Genomic DNA, 18548 nt, shown 5'->3' with positions numbered 1-18548 from the left:
ATATTCAAGCGCTCAGACTCTTTGGGTCTGGGCGCTTGAAGTAATATTCTTTAAAAAAATTTCCCGCGTCCCATATATCTCTGCGTTCACTCTAGTAATTTAGCTCTTGCAGCCTTTGGTATTCCTCGCTAGTAAGAATCCCCAAATCCTCGCACATCCAGAGATATCTAAGTTCTTCGGTGGCTTCCTCGATCCAACCATCTCCCAGGCAAAAGTCACACTTGACTTCGTTCAGCAGTCCTCTGCCATTACACTTGGGGCAACTAGTTGTATTCGGCTGACTGGTCAAAATCTCCATTTCGTCACTTCAAGCCTTTAACTAATTCTCTAAACAGTAACCTTGCTCCTTTGGCTGCAATCCGATTCCTGACCAGCTTCACAGGACGACCCGCAGCTTTTTCAGTATCTAACTGTTCACCCAAAGCTTTACCAATATCATTCTTGAGCCGCGATCGCTTCGGTTCAATGCGAGTAAAAACCCACTGCCACAAAGACTTGCGACATAAGTCAGATCCGCCAACTACTTTGGCTTTACGGCTATCGCCAGAAGCTTCCATTGAGGGAGCAGCGCCCAAAGCTTTTTGGAATCTTCTCAGTGAAAGGTGGCGTTTGGTAGGCTTTTTAGAGTTTCGCCCCATTCTGATTTTCACCTCTGGTTTACCATCAGCATCCAGGAATCCCTCAATGGGGTAAATCTGGGAAATAATCACCGACGAAAGGCGATCGCCAAATCCAAACATTTTAAAAACTGTGCGGTAATATTCAAATCGTGAATCAGCAAGCAAGTCTCTTAACTCTCCCTCGATGACGTGTTCCTCGCGCTGAAGGTCACAGATCCGTTTTGCGTGTTCTCGCACTGTGTCAGTGATGCCCAACCCCACGGTTTGAGAGTAAAGGCGATCATAGCGGTTGCTTTTGCGAACTCCTGCAAGCCAGCCCCAAAGTAAAGGTGCTTCACCAGCTACACCGCGAAGTGAGCGAACTAGCGCCACTTCTGGAAACTGCCACGCTAAATCTTGCCGCGCACGATTCATGATCGGCGATTGAACGCGGTTGAGATGTGCCAGCCGCAAAACTAATTCTCGAATTCTGACAATAGTGCGATCGCGAATTTGGACAAATCGCCGGGGGTCTTGTTGGTAATCGAAGTAGTAGCAAGCCAACGCGAGAGCATCAGCATCATCATCCTTGTCAGGCAGTGCCAGGTGATTGGCTCGATAATTTCGTAATTCCTTGTGACCGACTAGCCGAACTTCTACCCCGGCGCGGGCTAAGTGAGTGCCCCAAAGTTTGCTGTAATTATTGCCGGTTGGTTCTAGTAGTGCAATGTCCGCATTGAGCGCGAGTAAATCTTGTATGCCTTTTGCATCAGCACTCAATTGAAAAAACGGACATTCATAATAAAATTGACGTGGATCTTCGGGCTTCTCCGTAAGCAAGCAAGCCGAAACTGAGGACTTGCTAACATCAAGTCCTAAAATTCTAATCATTCAGTTCTCCTCTGGGTGGTTTCGTCTTGTCCCTGATGCCATGCCTGCGAATCACCCGAAGGCCAGTAGCCTAGTTCACTCTCAAGGCAAAACCAGAAGTTACCGCTTCTGGTGACATAGGGAGGGAACAGCGCAACCACAGCAGCCGAGCTTACGAACGCAGGAAAGCCAAAAGCTTGATTCACTCCAAAAGCCCTAAGCTGCTGTGTGTATGTGCTGCACGTCGGATTTGGAGTCCGTCCGCGACGTGAGATAAACTCACGTTTCGGCTACTGATCAGGTAGCCCACGCAGTAAGCGCGATCGCAATTGCGATTCATCAGGCGGTTCTAGAATTATCCAGAGTCTCAACTATTTCTTGAATTTTTTCAGCAGATAATTCACGGTATTGTTCGCCAGCTTTTGCCCCTACATATTCTTTCCAATCTTCTATACTTTCCCCAGTTACTTTGGCAAGAATTTGTATAGCTACTCCCATAGCTAAACTGTTTAGTACATACAACTCTTTTGTTAAAGTCACGAAGTCATTATTTGGTTGTTTAGTTATTAAATTTCCATCACTCATAAACTTCATCGTCCTCAAATTCGTCATCATCACGTGGATCGTAGTAGGGGGGCATTTCGCCCCAGGATTTGCGCCAAAAATCATCACCATGCAAATATTCGCGTCCACATAATTCCGGTGGTGTACCTGGCATTAAAATCATTGCGATACCTTGAGCAAATAGTGGGGGATATCCTTGCTCAGGGTCTTTTAAATCAGTCCAGCAATGACAATTATTGATGTATTTTGTGCCTTGATAAATCCATTCCAGCTTGAAAAATTCATAATGCCAGCGGTCTTTATTTCCCCAATCTTGAGGTCGTGAAAGTTGCATGAATCCTGTTTCGGCAATAGAACCGTCTTCCTCTAGTCCATAAACAGTTACGACGTTGTGAACTTCAATTATTTGTATTTGGTCTGAATTGGTTTCAACCATGCTCTTGGTTAGTGATTAAAAATTTTTGTTATGCTCATCAAGTTGAGTTTGAGTCATTTGGTCAAAAGGGATGTCATCCGGGTCAGGCTCCTCCCCAGTCGATACAGTTTCTAGTGCTGATTTAACAGCTTCATATTCCTTGTTGAGTTCACGCAACTCTTTTCTACGCTGTCTAATTTCCTCCTCAACTTTTGTGAAAGTATCTTCTCTAACTTTTCGCTCTACCATTTCCATCAGGCGAGAGATTGCCTCTTCCTCACCTTCTCCCTCCAGAATTTCAGCAGACAGTTCTAGACGCTTGGATTCGTAATTCCCCAGGTTGATTACCCGTTGGTAAGTAATATTTTTGATTGCCATGATTGTGTGATATTTTTTTTACTTGGTAGATGAAATTGCGATCGCACTCCTCACGAAAGCGCGATCGCCTAACTTACCCCCCGAACTGTTTCCGCAACCGCTCCAGGAGCGCTGCACCCTCCCCATAGCGCTTGCCAGTGAAGCCAAGCACCTCAGTCACGATCGCACTATCACTTTTTCCACCTCCCAGGCGTTGAATTACCCGCCAAAGTACCCGGTCGTTATCCGAACAATTTTCCTCTAAATCCGCTCCTAGAGCGGGTTTGAGGTCATTTTCAGGTGATTTTTTGGGGTTGATCGCGTTGTCATAGTAAGGTTGGACTATGGTTGAACCACTGCGACTTATAACAGATTTCATCTCCCTGTATGGCGGGAGTTTTAAAGGCTGATCGTCAAGTAAACAGTGTGACTGGTCTTGTTTCAACCAGTTGATAAGCTGTTCATTTTTCAAGGATTTGGCGTGAGCTAGAGCCTTTTTACCCAAGCGAATGCGGTAGAAAGCATCGGCTAAATCGCTCTTACCTTCCAGTCCCCAGGCGGCTACGCGGTCATACTGCGAGAGTAAGACTGTGAATCGCCGCCCTTTGCGTCCCCTCCTGGCGTGACGTTCTAACCATTCGCCAGAACTAGACACCTTAGAAACCAGTTCCGGGTACTCTTCCGCGATCATGACTCGTTCTGTACCATCCAAAGCAGCATCACCGCGTTCAGTTCTGGTTTGCAACTGGTTGGTTAAATCCTCCAGATCCTCAGCCATGCCGCGTTCAATGGCAGCCCAATTTTCACCCTTACCAATCACCTCAAGCCCTTGCCAGTCTGTGGGTGTGCCCTCGCACTCGTAGACGCGAACCCGTCCGCCCACGGTGTAGGCGAGGTATTGGGCTAGGGTGCTTTTCCCAGTACCCATCTCGCCGATGATCATCACCTGTTTGCCTTCAATAGCGGCGATGATGTCGGTGATGATTTCCAGTGGTTCCTCAACCACGGCAGCGCTAGCTTCAATGACTTGAGACATGGGAACTCCTGCGTATGGCAAAGCATCGTAAACTTTCAACAGTTTTTTAACGGCGTTTTCTGTTGCTTGACAGATGGTAATGCCCAGCTTCAAAGCAGCTGTCACACCGTAAAGGCTGAAAAGCCCAAGGGAAAAGACTACACGACCCAGACCCCAGGCACAATAACGCCCAAGGGTTTTGGCATTGGGTAAATGCATTTCAACCCAGGTGTGGGCATTGGCAGTTTTAGGAGGGGCCGCGACTTTGATATCTATGAGGTCATTTCCCATACTGCACCTCTATTTTCAAGTAAAAAGGGTGTTGGCTTTGCTCTTTACAAAGTGCAATGATGCCGATGATCAGCGCTGCTAAAGTCAGGATGAGAATGAAAATTTGGTTTATCATTTCACCTCAACTTCAGGAATTTCAGGAACTGTTGCAGACGGATCGACTACCCAAGAAAGGTACACCAGCGCGGTACAAGCATCTGCAATATTTAAATCCGGGCTGTACCCCTCATCTACTAAAGCTTGGTAGTCTGGATGATCGCTGATTTGGGTCAACAGTAATGAGGCTTCAGTTATTAGTTCTGAAAGTGTTTTCATCCGCCGATCCTCTTATACATGAAGCTGTTGGTCGCTGAACCCTCACGGGCTACCAACTCTTCTTCTGGAGTGTCGGCGATGATTTCAGCCCAGCCGGTTTTGTCGTTGTTGCGGATGTTGCTTTCTGCGATCGCACCCAGACCAGGGCGGGCCTTTTCAAATTCCTCGACTACTTTTTGTTCTTTGGGTGTTAGTGGTTGGTTGTTAATCATGGTAAGTTTTGGTTAAGCAAGTAGGTATGGTCTTAATCCTTGAAACAAGCTCTAGGGCGAACTAGGGCTTGTTTTAGCTTTTGGATGATTGGACAAGGAAACTCGAAAGCAGCGGCCGCCGCCAACCATCATCGCCTCACGATCTGCAAGGCGAACGGCTTTGCTACGACTGACTTTCATCATGGGAAATGAACCATCCGGCGAAAGGCTGAACATTTCGTAATTCTTCAAAGAAACCCATTCGATTGCTGTTCTGTCAGCTAGTGCCGAATACTCAACTTGATTCATGTCTGCGGCTGAGGCTGCACTAGGCAAAGATGGTAAGGGTCGTCTTGCCACTCTGTCTTTCTTGGGCTTTTCTTCGGTCTTATCCTCAGCCTTTGCTACTGCTTTAGTGCCATTACTAGTGGCTTCTAGTGCTTCCATAGTCATTGCATACTAGGGTCATAGTGGGTCTTAAGTGCCTACATACTGGGGTTATAGCCACGCTTAAGCGGCACTTAAATAGGTCTTAAGTGGCACTTGAAGCTATGTATATAGGTGTTTAACTACTGCGATCGCAGTACAGTCATTTTTGTTAAATGCTTGCTATCAATGGGTTTTAGCGTTTTTTAGTCGGGGTTTCTCTCCGTTACTCTTGGGTTTTAAGTCAGTTTTAGGGTGTTTCCGCGCCGGGGCACTGTGGCAATGGTGCGGGTGCTTGCTCCGGTTGCAACGCGAACGGTCAGGCGTTGGGGAGCACAATAAAAGGATTTCTGGATATCCATTAGTTTATAATATTGCATATCTGGATATTCTAGTCAATAATGGATTTCTAGATATGCAATAATCTAGAGGTCGAGAATGGAAAGCAAAAATGGCAAGAACGGGTCGTCCAAGTTCAGGCAGGGAAGTGAAGGGAGTCAGCTTGAAGGTGAATCCCGAAGCGTGGGAGCTTTTTCAGCAGCTAGCTCAGAGCATGGGTCTTACCAGATCGCAACTCTTGGAGCAGATAGCTACAAATCAGATACCTTTGTCACAGGACAACAGTCAATTGGTGAATTCTCTGGGAAACTCGTCAGCCAGCTAATAGATGAGACTGAAAAACAGCTGGCTTATTATGAACAACAGGCTGAAGTTTTAAGAGACAGACTCAAAGAGCTAAAGCAAATTCCTGAAAGTCTTACAGATGTAAATCACACCGAATAAAACCGTCCTGCCTGCAAAGGTTAGGGCGGTTTTGTTTTGTGAAGAGGGTATGAAGTTTACAAATGCGGGATTTCCCGATGTCTCAATCAGGTTATTTCCCGCATCGTGGAATTGAACATCTACTTTCAATTCCTGTGTACATTCTAATCAGCCTTCTGCTCAACCTTTGGATTATCTATTACTGCATAGTCGCCTTAATAGCACTGTTTAAGTATGTTCGTTGCGAGTTGCAAGCTTTTACATCCAAATTCACCAGCCAACCACGGGGTAAAGTATCCAACTCATACCGCAACGACCCCAAAAACAGATACCTGCAAAGTGATTTACTCATCCTGGTCAAGGGTGACGTGGCAACCGCCAAAAGACTTTTGGTACAGCAGCGGCGAAAAAACCCAGGTCAGTCAGATAACTGGTATTTAGAGAAAGTTATTTATGACCTAGAGCGCGATCGCCGATGACATAAAAAATCAAAAAGCCACCCAGATTTAGAAGTTCGGTGGTGGCTTTCCGAAAACAAACTAACAATATTATGCCAGAAAACTCATCAAAAAACGCACTTCCCTGGACGGAAGAACACGAAGCATTTTGTTATCAACATCATATTTGCCCTGCTGCTAAATCACTTTGGCAATGGCTAATGAGGCAGGGTGTAATTGCTGAAGAAGTCGAGCCAGATTTATCAGAATTTAACGCCACAGTAGCCAAGGCAAGAGGTAAAGGATACTCACATAATTACCTCAAAAAGATATTTGACCAGCTAGTAGAACATAGAGTTATCCAAGTCGTTAAACAGTACTCTTGGAAGATATTTAAGTTACTTGTAAGACCCCTCGAATGGTTGAAGCCACCGAGAAAGAAGCGAGAAAAAAACTTACAAAACCATAATTTAAGTTACACTTCAGACCCCTCAAATGATAAATCTGCCGTGCCGGGTGATATACAGCAGCAGCATTCTAATTCTGATATCAACTTAGAGACTCTGGCAGAAGCGGGTATACATTATGACTCTTCTGAAAAAGAAGTCCTTGAACGTCCAACTAATGAAATTAAGTTGGCACTTTTAATGTTTAATCTCCGTGGTGGTTTAGATAAAATTCTTAACCCTGAAGGATTTATACGCCGATGTTTACGTGAGCGTTGGTGGGAGTTTCCGCGCAACCATAATCTTTTACTTTCCATGTTTGGGAACTCTACAGAGTGGGATGAATTATTCCCCTCTGGTTAATTCATCTGTATAAAAAAAGGCCGCTGTTACGGCCATCAATTTTCTTACTTCAAAAACATTATGAAACATACTTCATCTGAGGTGAGTGAACAATTAACACTGTTCACCATTGCACCAACAAGTTTTAGTAAAGTTGCCGTTCATGATCCTTACTGGGATGAAATCGAAACTGCCCCCCAACATCCCGAACCAGAAAGCAGATGGAATCCTGCACACTTTGGTGAGGTAGCACGCATTGTTGACGATAGCGGACAAGTTTCTATTTTTTACGATGACAGTGACGAGCCACCAGACCCAGACGATTATTTAAACCTGGATGATTACGAGCAAGCTTGGGAGCAGTGGGAATTACGTGTTGGGGGGCAAGTTTTAAAGGCAACAAAACCGCACACCGCAGAATCACTTGTTGGGGAGCAAGTTGCGACTGATACCAAAAAAACTGCCCCCCAACACGATACCCACTGGGTAGAGCGGTACTGGGTTAAAAGGTCTGGTAATAAGTATTGGTATTTTCGGTATTGTTGGATGACTGGCAGGAAGATTAACCGGCTTTACCTGGGTAGTGTGGATAGTGTCATCGCCAAGCGCAAAAAGGCAGATGTGGAAACTGCGATCGCAGATGGTAAATTACCACTGGAGATTAAACAGTTAATCCAAGGCTGGAAGAATGAATCGCCCACCATGCCCAAAGTGCCAGGGAATGCTAGTTTTTAAGCACGGTAGCTATAGCTTGTCTAGCGGCGTTGTTATCCAGCGTTGGTTTTGTCAGCAATGCCGCAAAGGCTTCAATCCCTCAACAGTTCAGGAGATTCCCGCAGCAGCTTTTGAAACTTCCGCAGTTCGTCCCAAGGACGGGTACTAGTGTCCAGAACTCTTGAATTTTGGTTAGGGTGGTAATTCTGCCTTTTAAATTCGATGTAACTCTCAATCAGCCCCAGGGTGAATTCCTGTAAAAAATCCCCTTTCAGCATGGGGATGTTTCGAGATTTATCGTTTATCAGTTTGGAATCTACCGCTCTAGCGTAAGCCAAAATGTCGTTTTCTAGCACAATCGGCACGCGGATCAATTTCGTCTTGCCAGCATTCCACCCAGGTTCCCAAGTTGTCGATTTCCGCCCACCTTTGCCCATGTTTATCGCGTCTATTGCGTGTTACAAGGCAATATTACCAATGCCTAATGACTAATGACTAATGCTCATGAAAAATGCGATCGCAGTAGTTGAAGTGCGATCGCAGTTGTTGCATTATTCTGTGAGTAACATCTACTGGTTTGAGCTTATCCGCCTCAAAGCAGCTTTGTCACAAATTTGGGTAGAGTCGGTCAACTTCATCCCATGCCTGGTTAGCCAAACACTCTAGAGCCATAGCAAGCAAGAGCGGGTGATTGTACTTCCCTTCTTGAAAGCACTCGCAGAATATCTCAATTTGCAGGAATAGGAGTTTGGGTTTCATAGAGTTGCGATCGCGCCGCGGCGTTCGTCCATTTCAATTTCAAAATAAGGGTCAAGACCTTTGTTGTCGCGGTGTCCGGTGAAAGTGCGAATAATTTCTTTAGAAATGCCACTTTTCCGTAATTTATTAACCATGCTCCTCCTGGTGCTATGGGTCGAAATCCCCTTAGCCTCAAATCCCGCGTCATCCGATGCCCGCATGAAAATGTTATAAGCATTTTTCCAACAGATTGGCTTAGTACCGCACCTTGAGGGGAATAACCACTCGCTATCCGTTTCTGGCTGGTATCGCTCTAGGGATTCCTTCAAAATCTGGTGTACTGGAATTTCTGTCGTTTCAGCTGTCCCGTCTGGTCTGTGCTTTCTGATGATGGCGGGGAAAATAATATCTTCCTTGGGCTTGCCAGTGCGATCGTAAACATCACTCACCTTAAGTTGAACCAGGGCCCCCCACCTTTCACCGGTGAACCATGCCAGGTCTAAAAGCAATCTGTACTTCTCAGTTCGGATTTGCCGCCTGATTTTTGAATATTCACCATCTGTTAATACGGCAGCTTTTCCCTTTCTGTTATTCTTTGGCATAGATACAAAAAAATAGACTTCTCTTATTCCGCTTTTACCTGGTTCAGAGGTGAAAGTGGAATTCCCTAAATATTCACTATTAGCAAATATTCGCTCAATCCTAGTACTGGCAATAGATACACGTCCTCAGTAAATGTTCCACTTCTACATAAAACTGGAACATTTACATAATTTTCAATCAGCCATACAACGGATTTATTCACCTCATTAAATAAATCTGAAGTTCATGGCTGAACCATTACTTACTGCTGTATTTGGCGCAAACGTCACCCAGGACGCAACCGACCTAACTATCAAGAAAGCTGATTTAACAGGGGTGGGGTTAACACCCAGTGCCAATAACACTGCTGAATCTTTGTTATTAGCTATTAATTTGAAAGCTCAAGAGGCATTAACAGAAGCTGCGCGAGAAACAAACATTGACCAATCTGTTGCCCTTACAGACGGCTTTAGCCCCAGTATCACTACTCGAAATAACGCCATCTACCTCAGAAATACTATCAGTATTGAGGTAGATAAAGAGTTGACTGGTGCCGATGTCATTGATCCAGACGATTACTAAAAAATGCAGACATTAACATTACAACAATTATTTGGTGTTAATGCTGTCCAAACCGCCGATGAATTAATTATTAAAAAATCAGATTTATCGGCAGTTGGTTTAACTCCTACAGCAAATAATCGGGCTGAACAATTAGTAGTAGCAATTCTCTTGAAAGCGCTTGAGAATTTTCAAGGAGTACTAACCGATGAAAACAATATCCCGATTACAGACGAAAATAATTATCCAATCGAACATGACAATCGAAACCTTTGGGAATTACTAGAGATTTTTCGCTGGGGCCCTTATATCCCAGAAGGCATGGCAGACAGAATACGCAATCAAATAATCATTCATTCTTTCACGCATGAAACTTGACCTTTATCCTGAATTAACGTCACTAACGGATAACGACCTGCTACTAATTTGGGATGCTGAGACTAATAGCACTAAAAAAATCAAAGCTAGCACTTTGAAGACCTATATAAATACTTCTAGTGGCAAAGAATTAGCTATTACTGCTAGTGGGGATAGTAATGGTCTATTTTATTGGATTGGCACTTCTGGCGGTACAACTACCTGGTCAAGCCCAACTGGAAAAGGATTAGTTATTACAGCCAGTAGCATCGGCTCTGGATCTGTATCTTCCTTGGTTGATAGAGCTAATAGTGAATTCTTTACCAATTCAGATACTAATGCATGGGTAAACTTTTATCTCGGTGGTAAAAGCTTAAAGTGCAATTATTATTCAATAAAAACCCGCAGTTCTTCTAGCGGCTATCATCCGAGAAGCTGGAAACTTCAGGGAAGTAACGATAACAGTAATTGGGTTGACTTAGATTCTCAAGTTAATAACACAACACTCACTGCTAACTCCCAATGGCTATCAATACCCGTTGCAAATTCTAGTGTTGCATACACGAATTTTCGGATTTACATGACTGGTAACAACAGCTCTGGATTTGGTCATCTTGTGCTTGGAGAAGTAGAACTTTATGGAACTTACTTTGGATAAAGCATGACTTACTGTACTGGAAAATCAAAAGCTATTGTTGAATATTCATTTGGCGATAGCAAGCCTAAGAAGTTTGAAACTGACTTAGTACCTATCGAAGTAGAAACAGTTCAACCAGGGAATAGTGGTGTTTGCTGGAGATTCGCAGGGCAGGGAGTCAACAATTCAGCTATGTATGAATATTTTGCATGTGGAACATCCCCATCTTATGCCTTCAATGGCACAGGATACAACCTCTACATGGATGGAGTCATATTAGCTGGGAGTAGCTATGAATATAAAGCTGGTACAAATAGTGTGACTCAGGTCGGTGGGATGTCCCCAACTAGTGGGTATATAACATCGGGCAATTGTGATTGTTTGGCTGAATGTGAAATTAAAGTTCTTAAAGATGGACAGATAATTTTTAGTGAGAAAGGTGTTTGCCCATTAACATTTCATGTTACCTGTGATGATGATTGCCCTGAAGGTAGTCATAAATGCACCCATAATAAATACCCAGGATATTGCTGTGTACCATGCAAGGAAGTTGGCGATCGCCTGAAAAATATTGCTAACAAAATCAGGTGATACATGGCAGAAGTTTGCAGAGATATTGACAAGGGTTTAGCTAATTTACAAGCGGCGATAAACAGGTTAAATAATCGGGTTAACGAACTTGATAAACGCCTTAAGAAACTCGAAAACAACGATAAAAGCAACGATGGTAACGACAATAGCGACCTGGAGAAACGGGTTAAAAAGCTGGAAAAAGATTTACCCGAACTCGGTGGCGTTGTTAAAGATTTGATTGAAGATATTAGCGACCTGATCGAAGCTTCAAGGAACCACAGCGCTACAAGCGAGACTAATCAAGAAATATTTAAAACAATCATTGAATTATTTATTAACTAGTGAGGAGACATGACTGTTACGCAACAGATATCGCCTAGCGTACTGCGATCATTGAGAATTTCTAAATACGCAAGCACTCAAAAGATCCCAATGATTTTAGAGGCGCAGCGTGCCAAGCGTGTAACGTCTCAATTCATGTCAAAAAGTGGCGCTAAAGAAGCCGCCAAGAGAATGAAGGCGCTTAAGAGTACTGCTGATAACGCCAAAAAGGTTGCTGAGACTGCAAAAAAAGCAACTGATTTAACTGAAAAAATCCAATCTGCACTTTTTAAAAATATCCCTGGTAGCGCCGTTTTAGATAAAGCATCTCGTGTCGGTGGAATTCTTGGGATTCTTTCGGCAATTGGGTTAGTCCTTCTAGTCAAGCTTCAAGAGTTTGTAACGGGACGGGCTTTTGACGACCTTAGCCAGATAGGAATTGAACTTACAAAAACCAACACAATAGCAGTAAATAATGGATTAAAGATAAAGACAATCCAATCAAAAATTGACAAATTTGATAGAGAGTTAGACGCTAACGCCAAAGACTTTGCCCGTTTAAATAAACAAACAGACACTATTGCTAAAAACGCAGTAGATGCCAAAAAACAAGCTAACGATGCACTGTATGAAACTCGCGAAGGCAGGAAGATTGTCACTGGACTAGCAGAATCCGCCAGAAAACTAGCCAACGATGCTTTGTATGAAGCTAGACAAAATAAACAAAAGCTTGATGGAGAGATAACCGGACTAAGAACAACAATTGAAGCAAAAATTCAATCAACGCTCAGATATCGAAATTCAATAACAACGTTTCAGACACTTTTCAAAAGACTGTTAACGCCACAATATCAAAAATACAATCAGACTTAGCAGCAACACGATCCAAAGTTGATGCAATTCGACCTCCAAACCCAGTAAATACTTCAGAAATTAATAGCAATGCAGTTGCAGCTGCCAGAGCAATTGTTACCCCATTGCAATCTCAAGTGGGGCAATTAGCTGGTGTGGTTAACGGCGTTCAAGGGCAATTAGCTCAAATACCAGTGCTAGCGAATTCCGTAGGAAATCTAGCGCAAAATCTTAATACTGTAAATGGCAAAGCTGATGCGGCGATGAACGAAGCCAGGAATAAAGGCGTACCCAATTTAGCCCCAATTCAGCAGCAGTTAGATGATAAATTTAATCGGTTTGTCGCTGACAATAACAAAGCTCTTGGCATTAGAGATTTACAGCAATCTGACTTAGCCAAAGAATTTGACAAGAAGCTGGCAGACTTTAACCGTCTAAATAATCTGACTTCCGATCAGCGCTTCAATGAATTCAAAAAGGATAACGATAAAGCGCTTGGAGTTATTGGGCTTGAACAGTCAAAATTATCAAAAGATTTTGATGCTAGATTTGCTGACTTTAAACGACAAAACGATTTAACCTCTGACCAACGCTTTGAAGAGTTTGAACGAACAAACAAAGAATCTTTAGGACTAATTAAGAAAAACCTACAACAGACAACAAAAGAGGTTGAAGATAACAAAACAAAAATTACCAATATTGATACTAAATTAGGAGAACAAGCAAAAGTGAACGAGCAGGCACTGCCAAAGCTTGACCAAATACTTGGATTTTTACCCTTAATTCCAGCCCGTGCAGCAGCAGCAATCCGCCCCGATATCCCAACGATTCCACAAATAGAAACTGCGGCGGCTACTGGGACTTGTCGAACCACTCAACCTGGTGGATGCATGAACAAAGCACTAAAAGACAATGCAGCCGACATCACGAACAACAACAACACCAATGCAGCGAACATCCTAGACGCTGTAAATACTGGTGCAAATGCTGCACTACTCCAAGGACAGCAAACAATATTATCAAGATTGGGCGATCAACTTCCGGGTGGTATCGGTGGCAAGCTGTCACGCTTTGCTGATTGGATGCATCTCGATAGAGTGCTTAATATCTTAATTTTTGCAGCCACAGTACACAATGCTTTGATGCTAAGTAATGACATTGGGCAAACTTTGTTAGGTGCAATTAATAACTTGCTTACTTTAATCGGACTAAAAAAAGAAGATGGATCTTCTTTTGATTTAGGTAGCGTTATATCCGGTAGTATTGAAAATTTAATTAAAGGTGCAATCGGAACCGATAATTATACTAATTTAAAAGAAGCCTGGGCTAAGGCTAATAGGATATATCAGGCAACCACCAATCTTCTTAATAGCTTTTTAAACTTATCCCAAACTATTCTACAAGCTTCAGAATTGATAGCAGCTTACACAGGGAAGATAGGAAATGCTTTAAAAAAAGGCGGAGTGATTTTAGAAAATGCTTATGGCTGGATGAACCCACAGCCTAAATTCAATCGCGTCACTCAGGCTTTAGAAAGTTTGCAAAACGGTGCAAGTACCATCCAAATGGTGACGCAAGCACCATTAGATGTGGTAAATGCCGTAACAGAATCAACAACAGCTGCAACCGAGTTTGTAAAAGCCGTAAAAGAAGATGATAAGCCTGCAAACAAAGCTACAGCTATTCCAGAACCTGACGAATTAAAAGCCAAGGAAGCTCAGTCTAAAACTGATTCTCAACCATTAGATTTTGATTTTTCAGACTTATTTGATGGGGAGGATTAAAGAATGTCCTTGCCAGAAGGTTTTGACAATATTGAACATCTCCAGAGAACTTGGAATCAAGAACATAATCGCCGGGTCGATAGATACTTTAAAGATGTTCAAGGTAATGGTGATTTATCCGGGGTAAGACCATCTTTAAAGCTAGCTTGCCGGGCTTTAGACAACGATAATATGTACGCCTCTTGGATGAGGTCAGACCTTTTTTACAACGTTATTGGCTACGGTAAAAAAAATCTAGCAGTTTTCTATGGGAATAGACTTGATGTAGCTCCTCCTGTTGCTGGACATCCACAATTATTTTTTGTTTTCTCTCAAGATGAATCTGCTTCCCCTCCTGAAGAGTCACCCATACAGCATGAAAAATCTGTAAGATTAATGAAATTTTCTTGTTCAACTGGAAACGCCAAACCAGCGATTACCAAGGCGAACATGACAGAAATTGCTAATGAAATTAAAACTAGTTTTTTATCAAGTAGTAGGGGAATAAGTTACACAGCAGGGAATAAATCAGCTAGTTATACTGACCCTGATAATGGATTTCCAAAAGGCAATTATTTGCTTGTCAATTCTCGGACTGACGGAGTAGAAATTTATCAAAAAATTTGTAACGTGATTGATGTACCCTTTCAAGCAGAGAGAGTGATCGTAAACGACCCTGACAAACCCAGTACGACAACGGCAACAGCTGGGAAAGTCACGATCTTAGGCAAACAGGTACAAAATCGGCGGTATAGACCTGTGGCGATTCTCAGATTCAGAAGTGCCTACATATCTTTAGGGAATCTTGTCCCACCAGTCTTTTTACTAGATACAACGCTTCAAAACCAGGGATTAGTCAAATATCCTTGATGTGCAATAGATGTCACGGGCGGACTGTGGCTGAAAATAAAGGTAAAAACCTATTAGGTTTCCATAGAAAATTCTAAGGATTTTAAAGGGCTAGAGTTGGTGAAAGCTGTAACAATTATCACCAGTAAAAAATTATGGGTTTTAGAGACCTGCAACGCTACGAGTCACAAAAGCCACGCTATGACAAATATAAAGCTTGGCTTGCACTCGATCCAGCCGCAAGACAAGCTGCTTATGCCACAGTCACCGACGAAACCAAACGTGTGAAAACAGAAAGAGAAACAGGCTATGTTTCTCCATTTGGCACTGCTGGGGCTACCAAGGTCTACCTACCTGCTCGATTAATCAAGAGCGGACAAACCGGGCAAGGAGCTGGGACGGCTGAGGTGCTACGTGGGCTGCTTGCCAGCTATACGACCACTGGCACTGAATTTGCGGCCTTAACCACGCCAATTTTGATTAACACGGCAAAGTTTAAGTTTGCCAAGCTAACGCTTACCGCTGTTGTACCTGGGACTACTCCAAAAAATAGTCGGATTATTGGTGCTTCCTACAAAAAACCGGATGTAGATTCTGTTACCTGTGCTTTTGGTCAAAATGCTGGTGGACAAGACTACGATGCGGCTGTTTTGGCTATCAAAGGTGAATCAGCTTACACTACCTTCTTGGCAGGAAACGACGGTAAAAACCGGGCTAAATTCACTCCTGAAGGCTAATGAGCAAGATAGCAGAACGCACTGGAATTATTTGGACTCCAAATGATCCGTTAGACCTGCTATCTGTCGATGTTGATGGTAACTGTTCCGAATCTGAATTTCAGGGAATGCTTGCCATCAACCAAGCGGGTAGAGACTGGCTAACCGGGAAAATTGATATTGTTGAATACCTCGATAAACTGGAGTATTACGGCATCCCTAATCCGTTTGAGATTTTAGATGAATTTGCTGACCACGTTGATTTTGTAATTTCTCACGGATAGCAAGAGTGTGAGAGTAGTTGAATTAAATAATAGTGATAACTGGCAAAGCATATACTCTATCAACGTTAATGCTGTCCAGGTTCCAATGCAGAATGGAAAATATTTAATTAATCCTATTCCTGAAATAGCAATACCATTCCTGCTCGATAAATTTATTCTTGCAGTTAGTGTAGAGACTGATGTCCCGGCAGATTCAATATGGAGATTTGCCGGATACATTAACCAAAAAATTAGCACTGGGCTTGTAGTTGGTGGCAGTCAAGATGCAACTACGGTTAAAGGTCAACCATTATTTTTAAGCCAAATCAACCTGATTCTTTTTGAAAAAATTTCTACATCTTACGCTGTCGGTATCAAGGTACCAAGGTGGTTTCCTCGTGCCTCTGTGACAGTGTGGGAGTACACAGGAGTAGATGATACATCCGAGGAAATATTGCTAAATCAAGAGTTCGGTAATATTAATTTTAAACTAGACCAGATACTCAACAATTGAAATGAAACTTGATGTTAAAACTTACTCAACAATAGCTGCTACAAACTCTTCCAGCCCCCCAGGTATAACACTAACTCTTGAAACTACAGGAGTATTTTTAGGGATTCTTGTTAGCGCTTCGGTTTTGGCAGGTGTAGCGGTCAACGTCATTAGTAAAATGAATCGAATTTCGTCTTCGATTTCTCAGATTGAGGAAGCTTTAAAAGTTTATGCCGGTAATGCTGAAAAAATCAGAGATTTAGATAAAAAATTTGATTTACACATCCAAGAATACATAAATCGGAAAGATGTTGTTCAGATGGTTCTTGGTCAGCTAGATCAAAAAATTAACCACAAATTCAAACGGCTTCTTTTCTACACACGCGATGTTCAGCAGTTTTTACAGCGCGATACTGCTTTTAAGATTCGCGAGTATGAAGAGACTACCCAGCAGGACGAATAACTCACTGGGGATTCACTCTAGTAATTTAGCTCTTGCAGCCTTTGGTATTCCTCGCTAGTAAGAATCCCCAAATCCTCGCACATCCAGAGATATCTAAGTTCTTCGGTGGCTTCCTCGATCCAACCATCTCCCAGGCAAAAGTCACACTTGACTTCGTTCAGCAGTCCTCTGCCATTACACTTGGGGCAACTAGTTGTATTCGGCTGACTGGTCAAAATCTCCATTTCGTCACTTCAAGCCTTTAACTAATTCTCTAAACAGTAACCTTGCTCCTTTGGCTGCAATCCGATTCCTGACCAGCTTCACAGGACGACCCGCAGCTTTTTCAGTATCTAACTGTTCACCCAAAGCTTTACCAATATCATTCTTGAGCCGCGATCGCTTCGGTTCAATGCGAGTAAAAACCCACTGCCACAAAGACTTGCGACATAAGTCAGATCCGCCAACTACTTTGGCTTTACGGCTATCGCCAGAAGCTTCCATTGAGGGAGCAGCGCCCAAAGCTTTTTGGAATCTTCTCAGTGAAAGGTGGCGTTTGGTAGGCTTTTTAGAGTTTCGCCCCATTCTGATTTTCACCTCTGGTTTACCATCAGCATCCAGGAATCCCTCAATGGGGTAAATCTGGGAAATAATCACCGACGAAAGGCGATCGCCAAATCCAAACATTTTAAAAACTGTGCGGTAATATTCAAATCGTGAATCAGCAAGCAAGTCTCTTAACTCTCCCTCGATGACGTGTTCCTCGCGCTGAAGGTCACAGATCCGTTTTGCGTGTTCTCGCACTGTGTCAGTGATGCCCAACCCCACGGTTTGAGAGTAAAGGCGATCATAGCGGTTGCTTTTGCGAACTCCTGCAAGCCAGCCCCAAAGTAAAGGTGCTTCACCAGCTACACCGCGAAGTGAGCGAACTAGCGCCACTTCTGGAAACTGCCACGCTAAATCTTGCCGCGCACGATTCATGATCGGCGATTGAACGCGGTTGAGATGTGCCAGCCGCAAAACTAATTCTCGAATTCTGACAATAGTGCGATCGCGAATTTGGACAAATCGCCGGGGGTCTTGTTGGTAATCGAAGTAGTAGCAAGCCAACGCGAGAGCATCAGCATCATCATCCTTGTCAGGCAGTGCCAGGTGATTGGCTCGATAATTTCGTAATTCCTTGTGACCGACTAGCCGAACTTCTACCCCGGCGCGGGCTAAGTGAGTGCCCCAAAGTTTGCTGTAATTATTGCCGGTTGGTTCTAGTAGTGCAATGTCCGCATTGAGCGCGAGTAAATCTTGTATGCCTTTTGCATCAGCACTCAATTGAAAAAACGGACATTCATAATAAAATTGACGTGGATCTTCGGGCTTCTCCGTAAGCAAGCAAGCCGAAACTGAGGACTTGCTAACATCAAGTCCTAAAATTCTAATCATTCAGTTCTCCTCTGGGTGGTTTCGTCTTGTCCCTGATGCCATGCCTGCGAATCACCCGAAGGCCAGTAGCCTAGTTCACTCTCAAGGCAAAACCAGAAGTTACCGCTTCTGGTGACATAGGGAGGGAACAGCGCAACCACAGCAGCCGAGCTTACGAACGCAGGAAAGCCAAAAGCTTGATTCACTCCAAAAGCCCTAAGCTGCTGTGTGTATGTGCTGC

32 protein-coding genes are annotated in these 18548 nt (G+C 43.4%); 17 read left to right on the top strand and 15 right to left on the bottom strand.

The annotated features are described in order from the left end of the window. Positions 1–91: 91 nt before the first annotated feature. The 10 genes from F8R90_RS07215 to F8R90_RS32735 form a co-directional block, all read right to left on the bottom strand. Positions 92–298, bottom strand: coding sequence for a hypothetical protein (locus F8R90_RS07215; RefSeq protein ID WP_196510169.1), 207 nt, complete (start codon positions 296–298; stop codon positions 92–94). A gap of 4 nt (positions 299–302) precedes the next feature. Beyond that, positions 303–1490, bottom strand: coding sequence for an IS110 family transposase (locus F8R90_RS07210; RefSeq protein ID WP_196510168.1), 1188 nt, complete (start codon positions 1488–1490; stop codon positions 303–305). 318 nt (positions 1491–1808) lie between these two features. Beyond that, a complete protein-coding gene (locus F8R90_RS07205) occupies positions 1809–2054 on the bottom strand; it encodes a hypothetical protein (protein WP_196510188.1) in 246 nt (81 codons plus the stop codon). Further along, the gene (locus F8R90_RS07200; protein WP_196510187.1) at positions 2047–2469 is read right to left on the bottom strand and encodes a hypothetical protein; all 423 of its coding nucleotides are present in this window, start codon (positions 2467–2469) and stop codon (positions 2047–2049) included. The genes F8R90_RS07205 and F8R90_RS07200 overlap by 8 nt, the downstream gene beginning before the upstream one ends. A 15-nt stretch (positions 2470–2484) precedes the next feature. Then, positions 2485–2826 (bottom strand): hypothetical protein, encoded by a 342-nt coding sequence (locus F8R90_RS07195; protein WP_196510186.1) that lies wholly within the window; start codon positions 2824–2826, stop codon positions 2485–2487. A 73-nt stretch (positions 2827–2899) separates the two neighbouring features. Then, entirely contained in the window at positions 2900–4111 is a 1212-nt protein-coding gene (locus F8R90_RS07190) for a hypothetical protein (protein WP_196510185.1), read from the bottom strand. A 111-nt stretch (positions 4112–4222) separates the two neighbouring features. Beyond that, on the bottom strand, positions 4223–4426 hold the full coding sequence (locus F8R90_RS07185) for a hypothetical protein (protein ID WP_196510184.1): 204 nt from the start codon (positions 4424–4426) through the stop codon (positions 4223–4225). After that, positions 4423–4638 carry a hypothetical protein gene (locus F8R90_RS07180; protein ID WP_230966175.1) on the bottom strand — a complete coding sequence of 72 codons (216 nt, stop codon included), beginning with the start codon at positions 4636–4638 and terminating at the stop codon, positions 4423–4425. The genes F8R90_RS07185 and F8R90_RS07180 overlap by 4 nt, the downstream gene beginning before the upstream one ends. Before the next feature lie 51 nt (positions 4639–4689). Next, the gene (locus tag F8R90_RS07175) at positions 4690–5064 is read right to left on the bottom strand and encodes a hypothetical protein (RefSeq protein WP_196510183.1); all 375 of its coding nucleotides are present in this window, start codon (positions 5062–5064) and stop codon (positions 4690–4692) included. Positions 5065–5282: 218 nt separating this feature from the next. Beyond that, positions 5283–5423, bottom strand: a complete 141-nt coding sequence (locus tag F8R90_RS32735) for a hypothetical protein (protein ID WP_230966174.1) — start codon at positions 5421–5423, stop codon at positions 5283–5285. Between the two features lie 58 nt (positions 5424–5481). Here F8R90_RS32735 and F8R90_RS07170 point away from each other — a divergent pair, with 58 nt between their 5' ends. The 4 genes from F8R90_RS07170 to F8R90_RS07155 all read left to right on the top strand — a co-directional run bounded on the left by F8R90_RS07170 (position 5482) and on the right by F8R90_RS07155 (position 7765). Continuing rightward, positions 5482–5826, top strand: coding sequence for a hypothetical protein (locus F8R90_RS07170; RefSeq protein WP_196510182.1), 345 nt, complete (start codon positions 5482–5484; stop codon positions 5824–5826). Between the two features lie 77 nt (positions 5827–5903). Continuing rightward, positions 5904–6284 carry a hypothetical protein gene (locus F8R90_RS07165; RefSeq protein ID WP_230966173.1) on the top strand — a complete coding sequence of 127 codons (381 nt, stop codon included), beginning with the start codon at positions 5904–5906 and terminating at the stop codon, positions 6282–6284. Between the two features lie 41 nt (positions 6285–6325). Next, a complete protein-coding gene (locus F8R90_RS07160; RefSeq protein WP_331000618.1) occupies positions 6326–7051 on the top strand; it encodes a hypothetical protein in 726 nt (241 codons plus the stop codon). 60 nt (positions 7052–7111) lie between these two features. Continuing rightward, positions 7112–7765, top strand: a complete 654-nt coding sequence (locus F8R90_RS07155) for an Arm DNA-binding domain-containing protein (RefSeq protein ID WP_196510180.1) — start codon at positions 7112–7114, stop codon at positions 7763–7765. Between the two features lie 71 nt (positions 7766–7836). Here F8R90_RS07155 and F8R90_RS07150 read toward each other — a convergent pair whose 3' ends face one another. Next, on the bottom strand, positions 7837–8181 hold the full coding sequence (locus F8R90_RS07150; RefSeq protein WP_196510179.1) for a hypothetical protein: 345 nt from the start codon (positions 8179–8181) through the stop codon (positions 7837–7839). Between the two features lie 61 nt (positions 8182–8242). Here F8R90_RS07150 and F8R90_RS07145 point away from each other — a divergent pair, with 61 nt between their 5' ends. Then, entirely contained in the window at positions 8243–8410 is a 168-nt protein-coding gene (locus F8R90_RS07145; RefSeq protein WP_196510178.1) for a hypothetical protein, read from the top strand. Positions 8411–8499: 89 nt separating this feature from the next. On the opposite strand, the gene F8R90_RS07140 is transcribed toward F8R90_RS07145, so the two are convergent. Beyond that, positions 8500–9084 (bottom strand): tyrosine-type recombinase/integrase, encoded by a 585-nt coding sequence (locus F8R90_RS07140; protein ID WP_196510177.1) that lies wholly within the window; start codon positions 9082–9084, stop codon positions 8500–8502. A gap of 226 nt (positions 9085–9310) precedes the next feature. Here F8R90_RS07140 and F8R90_RS07135 point away from each other — a divergent pair, with 226 nt between their 5' ends. From F8R90_RS07135 to F8R90_RS07080, 12 genes are all read left to right on the top strand, one after another. Then, complete coding sequence (locus F8R90_RS07135) at positions 9311–9646, top strand: hypothetical protein (RefSeq protein WP_196510176.1); 336 nt, start codon at positions 9311–9313, stop codon at positions 9644–9646. 3 nt (positions 9647–9649) lie between these two features. Further along, the gene (locus tag F8R90_RS07130; RefSeq protein WP_196510175.1) at positions 9650–10003 is read left to right on the top strand and encodes a hypothetical protein; all 354 of its coding nucleotides are present in this window, start codon (positions 9650–9652) and stop codon (positions 10001–10003) included. Beyond that, on the top strand, positions 9993–10640 hold the full coding sequence (locus F8R90_RS07125; RefSeq protein ID WP_196510174.1) for a discoidin domain-containing protein: 648 nt from the start codon (positions 9993–9995) through the stop codon (positions 10638–10640). Before F8R90_RS07130 ends, F8R90_RS07125 begins: the two co-directional genes overlap by 11 nt. A gap of 3 nt (positions 10641–10643) precedes the next feature. After that, positions 10644–11210 carry a hypothetical protein gene (locus tag F8R90_RS07120; protein ID WP_196510173.1) on the top strand — a complete coding sequence of 189 codons (567 nt, stop codon included), beginning with the start codon at positions 10644–10646 and terminating at the stop codon, positions 11208–11210. Between the two features lie 3 nt (positions 11211–11213). Next, complete coding sequence (locus F8R90_RS07115; RefSeq protein ID WP_196510172.1) at positions 11214–11534, top strand: hypothetical protein; 321 nt, start codon at positions 11214–11216, stop codon at positions 11532–11534. 90 nt (positions 11535–11624) lie between these two features. Then, entirely contained in the window at positions 11625–12386 is a 762-nt protein-coding gene (locus tag F8R90_RS07110; protein WP_196510171.1) for a hypothetical protein, read from the top strand. Between the two features lie 104 nt (positions 12387–12490). After that, the gene (locus F8R90_RS07105) at positions 12491–14149 is read left to right on the top strand and encodes a hypothetical protein (protein WP_196510170.1); all 1659 of its coding nucleotides are present in this window, start codon (positions 12491–12493) and stop codon (positions 14147–14149) included. A gap of 3 nt (positions 14150–14152) precedes the next feature. Beyond that, positions 14153–14998, top strand: coding sequence for a hypothetical protein (locus F8R90_RS07100; protein WP_196509953.1), 846 nt, complete (start codon positions 14153–14155; stop codon positions 14996–14998). A gap of 134 nt (positions 14999–15132) precedes the next feature. Next, the gene (locus tag F8R90_RS07095) at positions 15133–15714 is read left to right on the top strand and encodes a hypothetical protein (protein ID WP_196509952.1); all 582 of its coding nucleotides are present in this window, start codon (positions 15133–15135) and stop codon (positions 15712–15714) included. After that, positions 15714–15977 (top strand): hypothetical protein, encoded by a 264-nt coding sequence (locus F8R90_RS07090; protein ID WP_196509951.1) that lies wholly within the window; start codon positions 15714–15716, stop codon positions 15975–15977. The genes F8R90_RS07095 and F8R90_RS07090 overlap by 1 nt, the downstream gene beginning before the upstream one ends. Before the next feature lie 85 nt (positions 15978–16062). Further along, complete coding sequence (locus tag F8R90_RS07085) at positions 16063–16470, top strand: hypothetical protein (RefSeq protein WP_196509950.1); 408 nt, start codon at positions 16063–16065, stop codon at positions 16468–16470. Between the two features lies 1 nt (position 16471). Further along, positions 16472–16912, top strand: a complete 441-nt coding sequence (locus F8R90_RS07080) for a hypothetical protein (protein ID WP_196509949.1) — start codon at positions 16472–16474, stop codon at positions 16910–16912. 17 nt (positions 16913–16929) lie between these two features. Here the strand turns inward: F8R90_RS07080 and F8R90_RS07075 are convergent, their stop codons facing one another. From F8R90_RS07075 to F8R90_RS32730, 3 genes are all read right to left on the bottom strand, one after another. Then, positions 16930–17136, bottom strand: a complete 207-nt coding sequence (locus tag F8R90_RS07075) for a hypothetical protein (RefSeq protein WP_196510169.1) — start codon at positions 17134–17136, stop codon at positions 16930–16932. A 4-nt stretch (positions 17137–17140) separates the two neighbouring features. Further along, a complete protein-coding gene (locus tag F8R90_RS07070) occupies positions 17141–18328 on the bottom strand; it encodes an IS110 family transposase (RefSeq protein WP_196510168.1) in 1188 nt (395 codons plus the stop codon). After that, the coding region (locus F8R90_RS32730; protein WP_230966172.1) for a hypothetical protein at positions 18325–18548 on the bottom strand (224 nt) is incomplete at its 5' end. The genes F8R90_RS07070 and F8R90_RS32730, both read right to left, overlap by 4 nt.

This window comes from Nostoc sp. NZL (assembly GCF_015714705.1).
Classification (GTDB): Bacteria; Cyanobacteriota; Cyanobacteriia; order Cyanobacteriales; family Nostocaceae; genus Nostoc; species Nostoc foliaceum_A.
The sequence above is the reverse complement of the archived record's forward strand: the minus strand, read 5'-3'. Positions and strand labels throughout refer to the sequence as shown.